Source organism: Streptomyces sp. NPDC040410 (assembly GCF_055595715.1).
The window spans coordinates 50,000-66,328 of the sequence record NZ_JBVIVK010000002.1 but is presented as its reverse complement, the minus strand read 5'-3'; the positions used below and the strand labels follow the sequence as shown (position 1 = coordinate 66,328).

Annotated in this window: 14 protein-coding genes and 1 pseudogene; 12 read left to right on the top strand and 3 right to left on the bottom strand. The window is 72.8% G+C overall.

The features are described 5' to 3' along the window. Window positions 1-66: 66 nt before the first annotated feature. A complete protein-coding gene (locus ACZ562_RS04285; RefSeq protein ID WP_471174119.1) occupies window positions 67-1,932 on the bottom strand; it encodes a phosphatidylglycerol lysyltransferase domain-containing protein in 1,866 nt (621 codons plus the stop codon). A gap of 223 nt (window positions 1,933-2,155) precedes the next feature. Here ACZ562_RS04285 and ACZ562_RS04280 point away from each other — a divergent pair, with 223 nt between their 5' ends. Both ACZ562_RS04280 and ACZ562_RS04275 read left to right on the top strand, forming a co-directional pair. Continuing rightward, a complete protein-coding gene (locus ACZ562_RS04280; RefSeq protein ID WP_471174117.1) occupies window positions 2,156-3,277 on the top strand; it encodes an alpha/beta hydrolase in 1,122 nt (373 codons plus the stop codon). A 121-nt stretch (window positions 3,278-3,398) separates the two neighbouring features. Next, window positions 3,399-4,724, top strand: coding sequence for a hypothetical protein (locus tag ACZ562_RS04275; RefSeq protein WP_471174115.1), 1,326 nt, complete (start codon window positions 3,399-3,401; stop codon window positions 4,722-4,724). Between the two features lie 77 nt (window positions 4,725-4,801). Here ACZ562_RS04275 and ACZ562_RS04270 read toward each other — a convergent pair. Beyond that, a pseudogene (locus ACZ562_RS04270) lies at window positions 4,802-4,945 on the bottom strand (PH domain-containing protein); the annotation flags it as partial. A gap of 99 nt (window positions 4,946-5,044) precedes the next feature. Here ACZ562_RS04270 and ACZ562_RS04265 point away from each other — a divergent pair. Continuing rightward, a complete protein-coding gene (locus ACZ562_RS04265) occupies window positions 5,045-6,196 on the top strand; it encodes an NADH-quinone oxidoreductase subunit D (protein ID WP_471174113.1) in 1,152 nt (383 codons plus the stop codon). A gap of 23 nt (window positions 6,197-6,219) precedes the next feature. On the opposite strand, the gene ACZ562_RS04260 is transcribed toward ACZ562_RS04265, so the two are convergent. Continuing rightward, window positions 6,220-7,206, bottom strand: a complete 987-nt coding sequence (locus ACZ562_RS04260) for an SAM-dependent methyltransferase (protein WP_471174752.1) — start codon at window positions 7,204-7,206, stop codon at window positions 6,220-6,222. A gap of 130 nt (window positions 7,207-7,336) precedes the next feature. Between ACZ562_RS04260 and ACZ562_RS04255 the strand changes: the two genes are divergently transcribed. The 9 genes from ACZ562_RS04255 to ACZ562_RS04215 all read left to right on the top strand — a co-directional run bounded on the left by ACZ562_RS04255 (window position 7,337) and on the right by ACZ562_RS04215 (window position 16,229). Next, entirely contained in the window at window positions 7,337-8,539 is a 1,203-nt protein-coding gene (locus ACZ562_RS04255; RefSeq protein ID WP_471174111.1) for a sensor histidine kinase, read from the top strand. Window positions 8,540-8,622: 83 nt separating this feature from the next. Beyond that, a complete protein-coding gene (locus tag ACZ562_RS04250) occupies window positions 8,623-9,294 on the top strand; it encodes a response regulator transcription factor (RefSeq protein WP_471174109.1) in 672 nt (223 codons plus the stop codon). Window positions 9,295-9,687: 393 nt separating this feature from the next. Further along, window positions 9,688-10,635 (top strand): Rossmann-like and DUF2520 domain-containing protein, encoded by a 948-nt coding sequence (locus ACZ562_RS04245; RefSeq protein ID WP_471174107.1) that lies wholly within the window; start codon window positions 9,688-9,690, stop codon window positions 10,633-10,635. Continuing rightward, window positions 10,632-11,624: a pantoate--beta-alanine ligase gene (gene panC, locus ACZ562_RS04240; protein WP_471174105.1), complete on the top strand. Its 993-nt coding sequence runs from the start codon at window positions 10,632-10,634 to the stop codon at window positions 11,622-11,624. The genes ACZ562_RS04245 and panC overlap by 4 nt, the downstream gene beginning before the upstream one ends. After that, window positions 11,621-13,345, top strand: coding sequence for an L-aspartate oxidase (locus tag ACZ562_RS04235; protein ID WP_471174103.1), 1,725 nt, complete (start codon window positions 11,621-11,623; stop codon window positions 13,343-13,345). Before panC ends, ACZ562_RS04235 begins: the two co-directional genes overlap by 4 nt. A 5-nt stretch (window positions 13,346-13,350) precedes the next feature. Continuing rightward, window positions 13,351-14,328: a carboxylating nicotinate-nucleotide diphosphorylase gene (gene nadC / locus ACZ562_RS04230; RefSeq protein WP_471174101.1), complete on the top strand. Its 978-nt coding sequence runs from the start codon at window positions 13,351-13,353 to the stop codon at window positions 14,326-14,328. A 4-nt stretch (window positions 14,329-14,332) separates the two neighbouring features. Continuing rightward, window positions 14,333-15,130 carry a type III pantothenate kinase gene (locus ACZ562_RS04225; protein WP_471174099.1) on the top strand — a complete coding sequence of 266 codons (798 nt, stop codon included), beginning with the start codon at window positions 14,333-14,335 and terminating at the stop codon, window positions 15,128-15,130. 160 nt (window positions 15,131-15,290) lie between these two features. Then, on the top strand, window positions 15,291-15,974 hold the full coding sequence (locus ACZ562_RS04220) for a hypothetical protein (RefSeq protein WP_471174750.1): 684 nt from the start codon (window positions 15,291-15,293) through the stop codon (window positions 15,972-15,974). Window positions 15,975-16,049: 75 nt separating this feature from the next. After that, window positions 16,050-16,229, top strand: a complete 180-nt coding sequence (locus ACZ562_RS04215) for a hypothetical protein (protein ID WP_471174097.1) — start codon at window positions 16,050-16,052, stop codon at window positions 16,227-16,229. Window positions 16,230-16,329 lie beyond the last annotated feature (100 nt).

The following is a 16,329-nucleotide window of genomic DNA, read 5'->3' as shown; positions in this document are numbered from 1 at the left end:
CGCGGCCCGAACGGAGGTCCCCGGGCTGGAGGAGGTGGTGGGGGCCTCCGTTCGGACCTGTCCCGGTCATGCCGCGCGGATGCCCCGTTCCGCGACGGTGTGGGCGCACGCGCGCGGGGCGGCCGTGCGGCGGCGCAGGAGACGCGGCAGTGGGAGGGCGAGGCTGACGAAGCCCTCCGCCTGCATGGCGGCGAAGCCGATGCGCGGCAGGTCGCCGGACGCGCGGTAGACGACGAAGCGGGGCTCCCAGCGGGGCCGGAACTTCGCGTTGAACTTGTACAGGGACTCGATCTGGAACCAGCGGGAGAGGAAGACCAGCAGCCCGCGCCAGGCGCGCAGCACCGGGCCGGCGCCGATCTTCTCCCCGCGGGCGAGTGCCGCGCGGAACATGGCGAAGTTGAGCGAGACGCGCGTGATGCCGAGGCGCGGGGCCGCCTGGAGGGCCGCCACGATGAGCAGTTCGTTCATGCCGGGGTCGGCAGAGCGGTCACGGCGCATCAGGTCCAGGGAGGCGCCGTCCGTGCCCCACGGCACGAAGTGCAGGATCGCCTTCAGGTCGCCGTACGGGCCCGGCTGGTCGTCCGCCCACCCGTCTCCCGCCGCCGCCCTGCCTGAGGCGCTTCGCGCCGGTCCCTCGATTCTGTGGGCGGTGGCGATGAGGCAGTCGCCGTCCGACGGATCGCCGATGCGGCCGAGCGCCATGGAGAAGCCGCGCTCGGTGTCGGTGCCGCGCCAGTCGTCGGCGGCGCGGCGGATCCGCTCCAGTTCGGCCTCGCCGAGGTCACGGACGCGCCGTACCCGGGTTTCGTAACCGGCTCGTTCGATGCGCTTGACCATCTGGCGCACGTTGCGCATCGCGCGGCCGGCCAGTGAGAAATCCGCGACGTCCACCACCGCCTCGTCGCCCAGTTCGAGGGCGTCCAGGCCGGTCTCGCGGGTCCACACCTCGCCGCCGGTCTCGGAGCAGCCCATGACGGCGGGCGTCCAGGAGTGGGCCCTGGCCTCGTCCATGAAGCGCTCGATGGCGCCTGGCCAGGCCTCGACGTCGCCGATCGGGTCGCCGCTGGCGAGCATCACGCCGGACACGACCCGGTAGGTCACCGCCGCCTTGCCGCTGGGCGAGAAGACCACGGCCTTGTCGCGGCGCAGCGCGAAGTGGCCGAGGGAGTCGCGGCCGCCGTGCTTGTCCAGCAGGGCGCGCAGGCGGGCCTCGTCCTCCTCCGTCAGGCGGGCGGCCGGGTGTTCGGGGCGGAAGGCGAAGTAGATCGTGGTCACCGCGGTGAGCAGGCCGAGGGCGCCCAGGGAGAAGGCGACCGTCCACGACGTGCTGCCCTGGTAGTCGACCGGGCCCTCGAAGCCGAGGAGGCCGTAGAGGACGTGGGTAATGCGATCGGCCAGGCTCGGGTCGCCGACGAGGCGGTTCGGGTGGACGCTGACGATGACCAGTCCGAGGACGAGGGAACCGGCGCCCATGAGGACGAAGTTGGCGAGAGCGCGCCACCGGCTGCGCGGGTCGGGCAGGGCCGCGAACTGGTCGCGGTGGCGCAGCAGCGGTGCGAGCAGCGCGAGCGAGAGAACCACGCCCAGCAGGGAGTGCCGGTACGTGAACTGCGTGACCGCGCCCGCCGGAAGCAGCGCCACGGCCGCCCGCCACGCGCGGCGTTTGCGGCGCCTGAGGCCGTGGGCGAGCAGCAGCAACAGGACGCCGGTGCTGAGCGAGAGCGCGGCCGCGAACGGGCCGAGCGCGCCCGGCAGCACCTCGGCGAGGGTGTGCATACGGCTGTGCCTGAAGCGCGGGAACACGCCCGCGGCGATGTCCAGGAGTCCCACCAGGGCACTGGCCCTGGCGACGAGGACGGGCACCACCTCGGGGCGCGGACCACGCAGGACGCGCTGCAGACGGTGTGATCGTTTCGGAACCTCGACCGACATTTCCTCATCTGTCCTGACAGACATCGCATCCCACTGGTTCTGCGAGTGACGTTGGATCCGGTGCCGATTCGGGCATCCGGCGACATTGCGCCCTCTAGGACGGTGTCTCGGGGGGAGAGGTTCACTCGCCTCCCCAAAGCCGGTTCAAAGGCCGAGGAAAGTCCCGGACAAGCCCTCGCGAAGGAGTGATGTCCGGGCGGAAAGCGCAGGCGGGAAGCAGCTCATGGGACTCACGAGCAATACGGCACTGGCGTTGGCGGTCTCGTTCGCCGTACTGCTGTTCGTCGTCACGGTGTGGCTGTGGCCGCGGCTGGCGCGGCGTGGCTGGCGGGCCGTCAGCGGCCGGATCGGATTGCTGCTGGCCACCCAGTTGGCGGTCTTCCTGTCGGTGGGCCTGTCCGCCAACCAGGCTTTCGGGTTCTACGCCACCTGGGCGGACCTGTTCGGGCAGGAGGACGGCCAGGGTGTGGTCGTCGACCACACGGCGGGCGCGGGCGGCCCGCTCCAGGTGGTCGAGACCCGGCGGGTGAGGGAGAAGGGCAGTTCCCGGCCCGAGGTCGGCGGGCAGATCCAGAAGGTCGACATCGTCGGCCGTACGACCCGCATCGCCACGCCCGCGTACGTGTACCTGCCGCCCGAGTACTTCCAGCCGCAGTACCGCACGCGTACCTTCCCCGCGGCCGTCGTCCTCACCGGCTATCCGGGCACCGCCCAGGCGCTGGTGGACAAGCTCCACTACCCGCGTACGGCCCTGGAGCTGGCCAAGGACGGGCGCGCGCAGCCGATGATCCTGGTGATGCTGCGGCCGACGGTGGCGCCGCCGCGGGACACGGAGTGTGTGGACATCCCGGACGGGCCGCGGACCGAGTCGTTCTTCGCCAAGGACCTGCCCGACGCCGTACTCGGCCACTACAGGGTGGGCGGGAAGCCCGGCAGCTGGGGCATCATCGGCGACTCCACCGGCGGCTACTGCGCGCTCAAGCTCGCCATGCACCACCCCGAGGCGTACGCGGCGGGGGCGGGTCTGTCCGCGTACTACAACGCGCCGATCGACCCCACCACGGGCGACCTCTTCCACGGGGACGGGGAACTGCGCGACCGCGCGAACCTGTTCTGGTACCTCGAGCACATGCCCGCTCCCGACACTTCGCTGCTAGTCACCAGCAGCCGCATCGGCGAGGCCAACTACAAGGACACGCTGAAGTTCATAGAGCGGGTGAAGGCCACGAAGCTGACGCGGATCTCGTCGGTCATCCTCGACAGCGGCGGCCACAACTTCAACACCTGGCGGCGGGAGATCCCCCCTACGCTGCAGTGGATCAGCGGGCGGCTGAGCGACCGATGACAGAGGAGCAGCCGGATTCGGCGGGGGCTTGATTCCTGATGTCATATGAAGGCTGCGGGATGGCTGTGTTTTTACGAGGCGGGGGCGCCAAGCCTCGCGTACGCGCGGTAAGTTTCTGGCCATGCCACGTGGACGTCACCGCCATTCCCCGCCCTTGCACAGGCTGCTGCCTTTCTCGGCGATCGCAGGCGTCTCCCTCGTCTGCGCCCTGGGCCCCTGGGTGTTCAGTCAGCCGACGGTGCTCCGGGGCCTCGCCGCGGCCGCCGCGGCGACGGCGGTCGGCGGCGCGGTCGTGATGCGCCGCTGGGACACCCAGGCCGGCAAACAGGTCGCCGATCTCACGCGCGCACGTGCGAGCGACGAGTGGCGGCACGAGGAACGGGTCGCCGAACTGGAGACCGACCTCGACGAGTCGCGCGAGCTGCGTGTGAAGCTGGAGCAGCGGCTGCGGGCGAAGCGCGGAGAGCTGGCCGGGCTGCGCAACGAGCACGCCGCGCTGCTGCGCAGGTACGCCACGGCGGAGACCGAGCGCGCGAGCGCCCTGGAGGGCCGCCGTCTGCTGGAGATCGAGGCGACCGCTCCGACGCCCGCGCTGCCGCCGGGGCCGGTGGCGGAGACGGCGCCCGAAGAGACGGCCGAGGCTGTGGCTGCCCCGGCCGACGTCAAGGCAGAGGAGAGGGCGACAGCGCCCGCGATCTTCTCGCCGGAGGGCTCGCAGCTCTTCCTGCGGGCGAAGACGGCGCTGGTCCGCCTCGACCGCGACGACGCCCCGTCTCCGAAGGACGAGCCGGAGCCGGCACGGACCGGCGACGCCTCCGGCTCCGATGCCAAGGCCGACGTCGAGCCCGACGCCAAGGCGAGCTACCAAGCCGACGTCACGCCCAACAGCACGTCCCACGGCACGTCCCACGGCAAGGTTGACGTCAGGGCCGACAGCAAGGTCGCCATTCCGTCGCCCTCGCAGGGCGAGCCGGTGGAGGCCACCGCCGTCGAGGCCGAGGCCGCCGGCGGGACCGGGGCGGAGGCCGCGCAGGAGGACGAGGCGCGGGGGAAGCCCGAGGCGGTCGACGAGCATGAGCACGCGGCCGCCACCCTCCCGGCCAGATCCGCCGACCAGCCCGTCCACCGGCCCTCCGGGCACTTCGTCGCGCCGACCGCCGTGGCCGTCGTACCGGCGACGCCCGTGCGGCGTCCCGTGGTGGAGGGCGGGTTCGACTTCTTCGGCACGAAGCAGGAGACGACGCCAGCGGCCCTTGAGGCCGTGCAGAACGAGGATCTGGCCGATGTGGTGGGCCAGGAGGCGCTCGCCGTCCACAAGGCCGAGTCCGAGTCGGAGTTCAAGCCGGCCGGCGAGGAGTCCCGGGGCGTGGGCCAGGTGATCGACCTGACGGCGCACGACGAAACGGAGCAGATCGACGTACAGGGCCTGCGCAGCGCGGTCTCGTGAGTGACGTCGGACAGGTGACGTCGGACAGGTGACGTCAGGCAGACCCGTCCGGCAGATGGCGTCCGGCGGGGGCAGCCCATCCAGCGATCCGGCCGTGCCCCCCGCCGTCCGGTCCGAGACCGCTCCGCCTGCTTCCGCAACAGCTCCGCGGCCTCCTGCGCGTCCCGCAGCCGCGCCGTCACCGTCCTGTTCGCCCCGGTGTCCACGTGCACGTCGGCGAGCCCCCGGGCGCGTCGGCGGATCCTGTGTCCTGCGCGCTCGCCGCACTCCCCGCACTCCCCGTCTCCATGTGGCAGGCGTACGTAGGAGAGACTGTGTCCATGACTCCTACGACGGAGACCATGGTCGGTATCGGCGGCGCCGCGGAGAGCACCGACATGGTGCTCAACATCGGGCCCCAGCACCCGTCCACACACGGCGTGCTGCGCCTTCGGCTCGTTCTGGACGGCGAGCGCATCACGCACGCGGAGCCGGTGATCGGCTATATGCACCGCGGCGCGGAGAAGCTCTTCGAGGCCCGCGACTACCGCCAGATCATCATGCTCGCCAACCGTCACGACTGGCTGTCGGCGTTCTCGAACGAGCTGGGCGTGGTCCTCGCGGTGGAGCGCATGCTCGGCATGGAGGTACCCGAGCGCGCGGTGTGGACCCGCACCCTGCTCGCGGAGCTCAACCGGGTGCTGAACCACCTGATGTTCCTGGGGTCGTACCCGCTGGAGCTGGGCGGGATCACCCCGATCTTCTACGCCTTCACGGAGCGCGAGGAACTTCAGCACGTGATGGAGGAGGTCTCCGGCGGGCGCATGCACTACATGTTCAACCGCGTCGGTGGCCTCAAGGAGGACCTGCCCGCCGGATGGACGTCACGCGCGCGTGCCTCCGTCGCGGCCCTGCGCTCCCGCCTGGACCGGTTCGACGACCTGGTGCTCGGCAACGAGATCTTCCGTGGGCGCACGCGGGGCGTGGGCGCCCTCGCGCCGGAGACGGTGCACGCGTACGGCGTGAGCGGCCCGATCGCGCGCGCCTCCGGCGTGGACTTCGACCTGCGCCGGGACGAGCCGTACCTGGCGTACGGCGAGCTGCAGGACACCCTCCAGGTCGTCACCCGGCAGGAGGGCGACTGCCTCGCCCGCTTCGAGTGCCTGCTGGAGCAGACGCACAACTCCCTCGACCTCGCCGACGCCTGCCTCGACCGGCTCGCGGACCTGCAGCCCGGGCCGATCAACCAGCGGCTGCCCAAGGTGCTCAAGGCGCCCGAGGGCCACACGTACGCGTGGACCGAGAACCCGCTCGGCATCAACGGCTACTACCTGGTCAGCAAGGGCGAGAAGACGCCGTACCGGCTGAAGCTGCGCTCGGCCTCGTACAACAACATCCAGGCGCTCGTGGAACTGCTGCCGGGGACGCTGGTGGCCGACATGGTGGCGATCCTCGGGTCACTGTTCTTCGTCGTCGGGGACATCGACAAATAGCGGCCACGAGCACGACCAGGGCGTCACAGCGGCGGGTCGAGCGGGTCCGGAATTCCTGCCGGCTGCATGAGCCACCCGAAGTCGCCGAGTCCGCCCGCCGCGGTGAGCTCGGCGGCTTCGCCGGCGCTCGCCAGGGCGCGTACGTAGGCGGCGGGCTCGGTGGAGGCGAGCGCGAGCGGGGGGCGTGCGCCCGTGATGCCCAGGGCGCTCAGGGCATCGCGTTGTGTGAGCAGTCGTGCACCGGGGAGCGCGCACGCGTCCAGTGCCACGTGCGCCGTGATGTCGCACGACCCGTCCGGCACGGGCGCCGTCCCGCGCCCCTCCCGGAAACCGGTGAGCGTTCCGAAGGGCGGCCGCGCGTCCGCGGTGTGCGCGTAGTCGACGGCGACCGCCAGCCCGCGGCGGACGGACGTGACCGCGCCGGCCCACGCCTGGTCCCTCGGCAGGCCGATCTCGGCGCGCAGCCCCTCCTCGGCCGGCAGCGGCCACCACCGTGCGAGCCAGTCCGCCTCCGTGCCGGAGACCGGGTCCCCGAGCCGTTCGCTCCCGTCCTCCCGCACCAGCACCAGCCGCGCCACGCCGGCTGAGTCCACCTCCGCGACCTCCACCGGTACGTTGTCCAGCCACTCGTTCGCGAACAGCAGCCCCGTGATGCCCTGCGGCGGCTCGGCCAGCCACTCGATCCGTGGGTCGAGGCCCTCGGGCCGGCCGGCGACCTCGACGGCGTACCCCCGCGCGCGGGAGGCCACGTCGGAGGGCAGCGCGGCAAGGACCCCGGCGACCAGCTCGCCCCGCCCCGCCGCCATGTCCACGAAGTCGAGCGCGGCGGGCCGCCCAAGGGCCTCGTCGACCCAGCACAGAAGCCGGGCCACGGCCCCGGCGAACAGCGGCGAGGCGTGCACGGACGTACGGAAGTGCCCGGCCGGGCCCTCGGGCCTTCGATAAAAGCCGTCCGGCCCGTAGAGGGCCGTCTGTGCCGCCGCCCGCCAGCCGAGCCACCGACCTGTCATGTCACCTGCCACGGGGCCAGGTTAGGCGTACAGGGGAACGGTGCCTCCACCTTGCGGAGTATGCGCGCCCGGTGCGGATCGGCCCTCCGGTTGACCCCTGCACGCATCGCGCTTCCCTACGCTGGGTTACGTGCAGCGCCTCTATGACTTTCTCCGCAGGCACCCGACATGGGTCGACGGCTTCTGGGCCGTCTTCCTGTTCGGGATCACCGTCGTGAGCGGGGCCGCCGGTGAGGACGCGAGGGGCACCGACTCGATGGCCGTGATCGTTCCGGTCACGCTCCTGCTGTGCCTGGTGATCGCGCTGCGCCGCCGTATGCCGGAGAAGATGCTGCTGCTGGCCATCGCCCTCGGCGGAGCGCAGCTGGCGCTCGACGTCGCGCCGATGGCCGCCGACTTCGCCATGCTGGTGATCGTCTACACCGTGGCCGCGACCGGTGCCCGCTGGGCCTCCCGGCTCGCCCTGACCGTGGGCCTGTGTGCGGCCCCCGTGGCGCAGCTGCGCTGGCCGCTGGAGGACACGAGCGCGCTGGGCAACGTCGCGAAAGCGATCTTCCTGACGGTGCCGTACGCCCTCGCCTGGGTGCTCGGCGACTCGATCCGCACCCGGCGCGCCTACTTCGCGCAGCTGGAGGAGCGGGCCGCCCGGCTCGAGAAGGAGCGCGAGGCACAGGCGAAGGTCGCGGTCGCCGCCGAGCGCGCCCGGATCGCGCGCGAGCTGCACGACGTCGTCGCGCACAACGTGTCGGTGATGGTGGTGCAGGCCGACGGCGCGGCCTACGTCCTCGACGCCGCCCCCGACCAGGCGAAGAAGGCCCTGGAGACCATCTCGTCCACCGGCCGGCAGGCCCTCGCCGAGATGCGCCGCCTGCTCGGCGTACTGCGCACCGGCGAGCACCAGGAGAGCGGCGAGTACGTTCCGCAGCCCGACGTCGAGCAGATCGAGGACCTGGTCGAACAGTGCCGCGGTTCCGGCCTGCCCGTCGACTTCAAGATCGAGGGCACCCCGCGCCCGCTGCCCAGCGGCGTCGAGCTCACCGCGTACCGCATCGTGCAGGAGGCCCTGACCAACACCCGCAAGCACGGCGGGCCGAACGCGGGCGCGAGCGTGCGCCTGGTCTACTTCGACGACGGGCTCGGCCTGCTCGTCGAGGACGACGGCAAAGGCGCCCCGCACGAGCTGTACGAGGAAGGCGGCGCCGACGGCCACGGCCACGGCCTGATCGGCATGCGCGAGCGGGTCGGGATGGTCGGCGGCACCCTGGACGCGGGCCCGCGCCCGGGCGGAGGATTCCGCATCAGCGCGCTGCTGCCGCTCAAGCCCGCGCACTGAGCGGGCGCACGCCGACCGCCGACACTGCGACGACCACGTGCAACGACCCTGCTGACAAAACCCGAAAAGACGGAAGAGGCCCGATGACGATCCGCGTGATGCTCGTCGACGACCAGGTGCTGCTGCGCACCGGGTTCCGGATGGTGCTCGCCGCCCAGCCGGACATGGAGGTCGTCGCGGAGGCGGGCGACGGCGTCGAGGCCCTCCAGGTACTGCGCTCGACCGCCGTCGACGTCGTCCTGATGGACGTCCGCATGCCGAAGCTGGACGGCGTGGAGACCACCCGCCGCGTCTGCTCGGAGCCCGACCCGCCGAAGGTGCTGATCCTGACCACCTTCGACCTCGACGAGTACGCCTTCTCCGGTCTGAAGGCGGGCGCCTCCGGCTTCATGCTGAAGGACGTGCCGCCCGGTGAACTCCTCGCCGCCATCCGATCCGTGCACAGCGGCGACGCGGTCGTGGCGCCGTCGACGACCCGGCGCCTGCTCGACCGGTTCGCGCCGATGCTGCCCATCACCGGCAAGGAGCCGCAGTACAAGGAGCTGGAGCGGCTCACCGAGCGCGAGCGCGAGGTCATGGTGCTGGTCGCCCAGGGACTGTCCAACGGCGAGATCGCCGCCCGGCTCGTCCTGTCCGAGGCCACGGTCAAGACGCACGTGGGCCGCATCCTCACCAAGCTGGGGCTGCGGGACCGGGTGCAGGTGGTGGTCCTGGCGTACGAGACGGGACTGGTCAGGGCGGGCGGGCACGGCTGACGCGCGGCCCCGTCCGGCCGGCGGAGGCCCGCCGGAGGGTCACACCGGCCGGTCCCGCCTGCCGCACGCGCGGCGGCAGAGTCGCCCCGAAGTACCACACCCCGCGCTTCATGCTCGTCCCCCGGCTCCCCGCCGAGTCGGAGGGGAAAACCCCCGCCGACCGCGGACCCGGCCGCGCGTGGGCCCGGCGATCGACGCCGCCGTGCCCGAGGCCACCACGAAGCCCACGAGGGTGCTCCGCCACCGACAACGCCGTTCCCGATCGGGGGTCCCCGAGATGTGCCCAAACCCACAGCCTGTGGACAGCCGGGCGGCCCCGGAAGCGATTAGCGTTAACATGACGAGAAATCGTCCGGTACCCAGAGCGGACTGGAACGGGAAGGCCGCCGTCGCGTGAGTACAGTCCACCAGCCAGACCCCAAGGACCGCCCCGCGCGGCTCACCGTCGGCGTCGTCGGCGCCGGCCGCGTGGGCCCCGCACTGGCCGCGTCGCTCCAGCTCGCCGGGCACCGCCCGGTGGCCGTCTCGGCGGTCTCCGACGCCTCCAGAAGGCGCGCCGCGGCGTTGCTCCCCGACGTGCCGCTGGTCCCGCCCGCAGAGGTCCTCCGGCGCGCCGAGCTGGTCCTGCTGACCGTCCCGGACGACACGCTGCCCGGGCTCGTGGCGGGCCTCGCCGAGACCGGGTCCGTGCGGCCGGGGCAGCTGCTGGTGCACACCTCCGGGCGGTACGGCGCGAAGGTCCTGGACCCCGCGCTGCGCGCGGGTGCGCTGCCGCTGGCCCTGCACCCGGCGATGACCTTCACCGGCACGCCCGTCGACGTCCAGCGCCTGGCCGGATGCTCCTTCGGGGTCACCGCGCCCGACGAGCTGCGGCTGGCCGCCGAGGCCCTCGTCATCGAGATGGGCGGCGAGCCCGAGTGGATCGCCGAGGAGAACCGGCCGCTGTACCACGCGGCGCTCGCGCTGGGCGCCAACCACCTGGTGACGCTGGTCGCCCAGTCCCTGGAGCTGCTGCGCACGGCAGGCGTCGAGGCCCCCGACCGGATGCTCGGCCCACTGCTCGGCGCGGCCCTGGACAACGCCCTGCGCTCAGGCGACCAGGCGCTGACCGGCCCGGTCGCGCGCGGGGACGCGGGCACGGTCGCCGCGCACGTCGCGGAGCTGCGCAGGCACGCCCCGCAGACGGTCGGCGGCTACCTGGCGATGGCCCGCGCGACCGCCGACCGGGCGCTCGCCCACGGGCTGCTCAAGCCGGAACTCGCCGAGGACCTCCTCGGGGTACTCGCCGACGGGGCCGACAGGACCGACGGGACCAACGGCGCCGAGGGAGACGCCCGATGACCACCACGCTGCTGCGTACCACCGGCGAACTGCACGCACGCACGCGCGTGGGCCGCCGCGCCGTCGTGATGACCATGGGCGCCCTGCACGAGGGCCACGCCACCCTGATCCGCGCCGCGCGCGCGATCGCCGGGGCGGACGGCGAGGTCGTCGTCACCGTCTTCGTGAACCCCCTGCAGTTCGGCGAGGGCGAGGACCTCGACCGCTACCCGCGCACCCTGGACGCCGACCTCAAGCTCGCGGAGCAGTCCGGCGCGGACGTCGTGTTCGCCCCGGCCGCGGAGGACGTCTACCCGGGCGGCGCGCCCCAGGTCCGCATCACGGCGGGCCCGATGGGCGAGCGCCTGGAGGGTGCCTCGCGGCCCGGCCACTTCGACGGCATGCTCACCGTCGTCGCCAAGCTGCTGCACCTCACGCGCCCGGACATCGCCCTGTACGGGCAGAAGGACGCCCAGCAGCTCGCGCTGATCCGCCGCATGGTCCGCGACCTGAACTTCGGCGTCGAGATCGTCGGCGTACCGACCGTGCGTGAGGACGACGGTCTGGCCCTGTCCAGCCGCAACCGGTACCTGTCCGCCGGGGAGCGGCGCACGGCGCTCGCGCTGTCCCAGGCACTGTTCGCGGGCAGCGACCGGCACGCCGCCCAGGAGGCGCTGCGGGCGCGGGCCCGCGAAGTGCCCGCCACGCGTGCGCGTGCCGAGGCGCTCAGCGCCATAGGGGAGTCCCGCGCGGCGGCCGACGCGCACGCGGTCGCCAAGGCGTCCCCGGGCGGCCCGGCGGCCGTCCGCGCGGCCGCCCGCCTGGTCCTCGATGAGGCCCTCCGCCTGGACCCGCCGCTGGTCCTGGACTACCTGGCCCTCGTCGACCCGTCCGACTTCACCGACATCGAGGACGACTTCACCGGCGAGGCCGTCCTCGCCGTCGCCGCCCGGGTCGGGACGACCCGGCTGATCGACAACATCCCCCTCACCTTCGGAGCCGCCTCGTGACCAGCACAGGCATACGACTGCACGCCCCCGCCCCCGGATGGTCCATCGCCGCGGACGTGGTGGTCGTCGGCTCCGGCGTGGCCGGCCTCACCGCAGCCCTTCGCTGCGAGGCCGCCGGCCTGACGACGGTCGTTGTCACCAAGGCCCGCCTCGACGACGGCTCCACCCGCTGGGCGCAGGGCGGCATCGCCGCGGCCCTGGGCGAGGGCGACACACCCGAACAGCACCAGGACGACACGCTGGTGGCGGGCGCGGGCCTGTGCGACGAGGAGGCGGTACGGATCCTCGTCACCGAGGGCCCCGACGCCGTACGGCGCCTCATCGACACGGGCGCCCACTTCGACGAGTCCGAGGAAGGCGGCCTGGAGCTCACCCGCGAGGGCGGCCACCACCGGCGTCGCATCGCGCACGCCGGCGGCGACGCGACCGGCGCGGAGATCTCCCGCGCGTTGGTCGAGGCGGTCCGCGCGCGTGGTCTGCGCACCATCGAGAACGCGCTCGTCCTGGACCTGCTCATGGACGCGGACGGCCGCACCGCAGGCGTGACCCTGCACGTCATGGGCGAGGGCCAGCACGACGGCGTGGGCGCCGTGCACGCCCCCGCCGTGGTCCTCGCGACCGGCGGCATGGGCCAGGTCTTCTCCGCGACCACCAACCCGTCCGTGTCCACGGGCGACGGCGTGGCCCTCGCGCTGCGCGCGGGCGCGGAGGTCAGCGATCTTGAGTTCGTCCAGTTCCACCCGACCGTGCTGTTTCTCGGCCCGGACGCGGAGGGCCAGCAGCCCCTGGTCTCCGAGGCGGTACGCGGCGAGGGCGCCCACCTGGTCGACGCGGACGGCGTGCGCTTCATGGCCGGGCAGCACGAACTGGCCGAACTCGCGCCCCGGGACATCGTCGCCAAGGGCATCATGCGCCGCATGCAGGAGCAGGACGCCGAGCACATGTTCCTCGACGCCCGGCACTTCGGCGCCGAGATGTGGGAGCACCGCTTCCCGACGATCCTCGCCGCCTGCCGGGCGAACCGCATCGACCCGGTCACCGAGCCCGTCCCGGTCGCCCCGGCTGCCCACTACGCCTCCGGAGGCGTGCGCACCGACTCCCGGGGCCGTACGACGGTCCCGGGCCTTTACGCGTGCGGAGAGGTCGCCTGCACCGGCGTGCACGGCGCGAACCGGCTCGCCTCCAACTCCCTCTTGGAGGGCCTCGTCTACGCCGAGCGCATCGTCGCCGACATCGCGGAGAGCCAGGCGGACAGCGGCCTCCACGCGCGCGTACCCGAGCCGGTCCCCCACCCCGGCAAGCCCGCGCACCCCCTGCTCGCGCCGGAGGCCAGGTTCGCGATCCAGCGGATCATGACGAACGGCGCGGGCGTCCTGCGCTCGGCCGACTCCCTCGCCAAGGCCGCCGACCAGCTCCAGCGGCTGCACACCGAGGCCCGCGACGCCCTCGACGAGAACGGCAAGACCGCGGAGCCCGGCGTCGACACCTGGGAGGCCACCAACCTCCTGTGCGTGGCCCGCGTCCTGGTGGCCGCCGCCCTGCAGCGCGAGGAGACCCGCGGCTGCCACTGGCGCGAGGACCGGCCCGAGCGCGACGACACGACCTGGCGCCGCCACATCGTCGTACGGCTGAATCCGGACCGCACACTCGCCCTGCACACCACCGATACCGCAGACTTCCCCCCGACCCGGCAGAACCGGCAGCGCCTCCAGGAGCAGTGACAGAAGTGAGCACCCCCGACCTTCCCCTCGCGTCGACCGGCGGCTGCGGCGACGGCTGTGCCTGCGGCGCGCAAGCCGACGAAGAATTCCTGGAGTGCGGTCTCGACCCCGCGCTCGCGCAGCTCCTTTCCGACGCCGGACTCGACCCCGTGGAGGTCGAGGACATCGCCAGCGTCGCCCTCCAGGAGGACCTGGCCCACGGCGTGGACGTGACGACGGTGGCGACCATTCCCGAGGACGCCGTCGCCACCGCCGACTTCAGCGCGCGCGAGGCGGGCGTCGTGGCCGGCCTCAGGGTCGCCGAAGCGGTGATCTCCGTGGTCTGCACGGACGAGTTCGAAGTGGAGCGGCACGTCGAGGACGGCGACCTCGTGGAGGCCGGGCAGAAGCTCCTGTCGGTCACCACGCGCACGCGTGACCTGCTGACCGCGGAGCGCAGCGCCCTCAACCTCATGTGCCGTCTGTCGGGCATCGCGACCGCCACGCGCGCGTGGGCGGACGTCCTGGCGGGGACGAAGGCCCGTGTGCGGGACACCCGGAAGACCACGCCGGGCCTGCGCTCCCTGGAGAAGTACGCGGTCCGCTGCGGCGGCGGCGTCAACCACCGCATGTCCCTCTCGGACGCGGCCCTGGTCAAGGACAACCACGTGGTCGCCGCGGGCGGCGTCGCCCAGGCCTTCAAGGCGGTGCGCGAGGCCTTCCCGGACGTTCCGATCGAGGTCGAGGTCGACACCCTGCACCAGCTGCGCGAGGTCGTGGACGCCGGGGCCGACCTGATCCTGCTGGACAACTTCACGCCCATCGAGTGCGAGGAGGCGGTCGCCCTCGTCCACGGCCGCGCGGCCCTGGAGGCGTCGGGCCGGCTGACCCTCGAGAACGCCAAGGCGTACGCGGACACGGGCGTGGACTACCTGGCCGTGGGGGCGCTCACCCACTCCTCGCCGATCCTGGACATCGGCCTTGACCTGCGTGAGGCGGAGTAAGGCCATGCTCCTCACGATCGACGTGGGCAACACACAGACGGTCCTGGGTCTGTTCGACGGCGAGGACGTCGTCGAGCACTGGCGCATCTCCACGGACGCGCGCCGCACGGCCGACGAGCTCGCGGTGCTCCTGCAGGGCCTCATGGGCATGCACCCGCTGCTCGGCGACGAGCTGGGCGACGGTATCGACGGCATCGCGATCTGCGCGACCGTGCCGTCCGTGCTGCACGAGCTGCGCGAGGTGACCCGGCGCTACTACGGCGACGTGCCGGCCGTTCTCGTCGAGCCGGGCGTGAAGACGGGCGTGCCGATCCTCACCGACAACCCGAAGGAGGTCGGCGCGGACCGGATCATCAACGCGGTCGCCGCCGTCGAGCTCTACGGCGGCCCGGCGATCGTGGTCGACTTCGGTACGGCGACGACGTTCGACGCCGTCAGCGCGCGCGGGGAGTACGTCGGCGGGGTCATCGCCCCCGGCATCGAGATCTCGGTCGAGGCGCTGGGCGTCAAGGGCGCGCAGCTGCGGAAGATCGAGGTGGCGCGGCCGCGGAGCGTGATCGGCAAGAACACGGTCGAGGCGATGCAGGCGGGCATCATCTACGGCTTCGCGGGCCAGGTGGACGGCGTCGTGACCCGGATGGCGCGGGAGCTGGCGGACGATCCCGGCGACGTGACGGTCATCGCGACCGGTGGTCTGGCGCCGATGGTCCTCGGCGAGTCCTCGGTCATCGACGAGCACGAGCCGTGGCTGACGCTGATCGGCCTGCGGCTGGTGTACGAGCGGAACGTCTCCCGCATGTGACGTGATCACCTGCGGAGCGCAAAGCCTGTGTGCGCCGTCCGGCGAGGCCACCCGCCCACCCGGGTGGCCCGCACCGCGCCACACCCAGCCCTTATGTCTTGTTTGTCCGATTAGCGCGTACTGTCGGAGCATGCCCACGCCATACGGATCCCGCGGCGGCATGGCGTTCGGCGTGGAGGAGCTGCGTGTGCTCCGCCGCGCTCTCGCCCTCGCCCTTCAGCCCAGCCCCGCCTCCGCCGAGGACGTTCAGGACTGTCTCCTCCTCGCCGAGTCCCTCGACGAGGCGATGCGGGAGGGGGCCCGGCTGCGGGCCTTCCTGGTGGCCGACCTGGCCCGGTACCGCGCCGCCCTGCCGGGCACCGCCGCCGGCTACCTCTCGCTCCTTGAGGAGGCGCTGGGCGCCGGATACCGCCCGGACGCCGACGACCTCGCCGCGCTCCGGGCCCTGCGCGGCAACCCCGTGGCAGCCGCCCTGCTGGACCGCTGCCAGAATCTCGCCGAGCAGGACGTACGCGCCCGTCTCGCCCGCCGGACGGCGGCCGGAGCCGCACAGGCCGCACCGGCCGTCCCCACCTCCCGTACACGCCTCCTGGCCCTCCCCGGCGGCCTTTCCGGAGCGGGCGCGCGCCAAGTCGGTGAGGAGGGTGGCCAGGACCCCGCCCGGCGGCCCGAGAAGAAGCCCGCCGAGAAGCCCGCGGAGAAGCCCGCCGAGAGGCCGGCTCCGAAGCCCGCCCCCGCCGCTCCGAAGCCCGGCCGTCCCATCCCCACCCCGGGCGAGGTCTTCCCGCGCCGCAAACCCACCCCGCCGTCCGCGAACCCGCCGCACCAGCTCGCCGCGGGCTGAGCAGCCCGGCCGTCGGGCCCGTTTCGCCCCACCCCGCCCCGCCCGTCCCCAGGCGCCCGTGGCTACCCTGGACGCATGGACTATGTCTCCGCGCTCGTGCCCCCGGTCGTCATGGCCGTGTTCTTCATCGGTCTCATCAGGGTGATCGTGAAGACCCAGGGCGGTGCCAACAAGGCGAAGGAGGATGCGGTCGTCGACGCCGCCCTCGCTCGCGCGGAGGGCGCCCGCCAGGTGTCCCCGAACGCCGACGCCTGAGTCGTCCCCGGCTGTCCCTGCCTGCCCCCTCCCGGGCGTACGACTCTCGAGTCGTACGCCCTTTTCGTCGCTGTTTGCCAGTGAATGTGCACGTCCGGCA

Excerpts from the sequence above, each read along its gene's own strand:
- ACZ562_RS04285 (WP_471174119.1), bottom strand. The coding sequence starts at position 1,932 with ATGTCGGTCGAGGTTCCGAAACGATCACACCGTCTGCAGCGCGTCCTG.
- ACZ562_RS04280 (WP_471174117.1), top strand. The coding sequence starts at position 2,156 with ATGGGACTCACGAGCAATACGGCACTGGCGTTGGCGGTCTCGTTCGCC.
- ACZ562_RS04275 (WP_471174115.1), top strand. The coding sequence starts at position 3,399 with ATGCCACGTGGACGTCACCGCCATTCCCCGCCCTTGCACAGGCTGCTG.
- ACZ562_RS04265 (WP_471174113.1), top strand. The coding sequence starts at position 5,045 with ATGACTCCTACGACGGAGACCATGGTCGGTATCGGCGGCGCCGCGGAG.
- ACZ562_RS04260 (WP_471174752.1), bottom strand. The coding sequence starts at position 7,206 with ATGACAGGTCGGTGGCTCGGCTGGCGGGCGGCGGCACAGACGGCCCTC.
- ACZ562_RS04250 (WP_471174109.1), top strand. The coding sequence starts at position 8,623 with ATGACGATCCGCGTGATGCTCGTCGACGACCAGGTGCTGCTGCGCACC.
- panC (WP_471174105.1), top strand. The coding sequence starts at position 10,632 with ATGACCACCACGCTGCTGCGTACCACCGGCGAACTGCACGCACGCACG.
- ACZ562_RS04225 (WP_471174099.1), top strand. The coding sequence starts at position 14,333 with ATGCTCCTCACGATCGACGTGGGCAACACACAGACGGTCCTGGGTCTG.
- ACZ562_RS04220 (WP_471174750.1), top strand. The coding sequence starts at position 15,291 with ATGGCGTTCGGCGTGGAGGAGCTGCGTGTGCTCCGCCGCGCTCTCGCC.
- ACZ562_RS04215 (WP_471174097.1), top strand. The coding sequence starts at position 16,050 with ATGGACTATGTCTCCGCGCTCGTGCCCCCGGTCGTCATGGCCGTGTTC.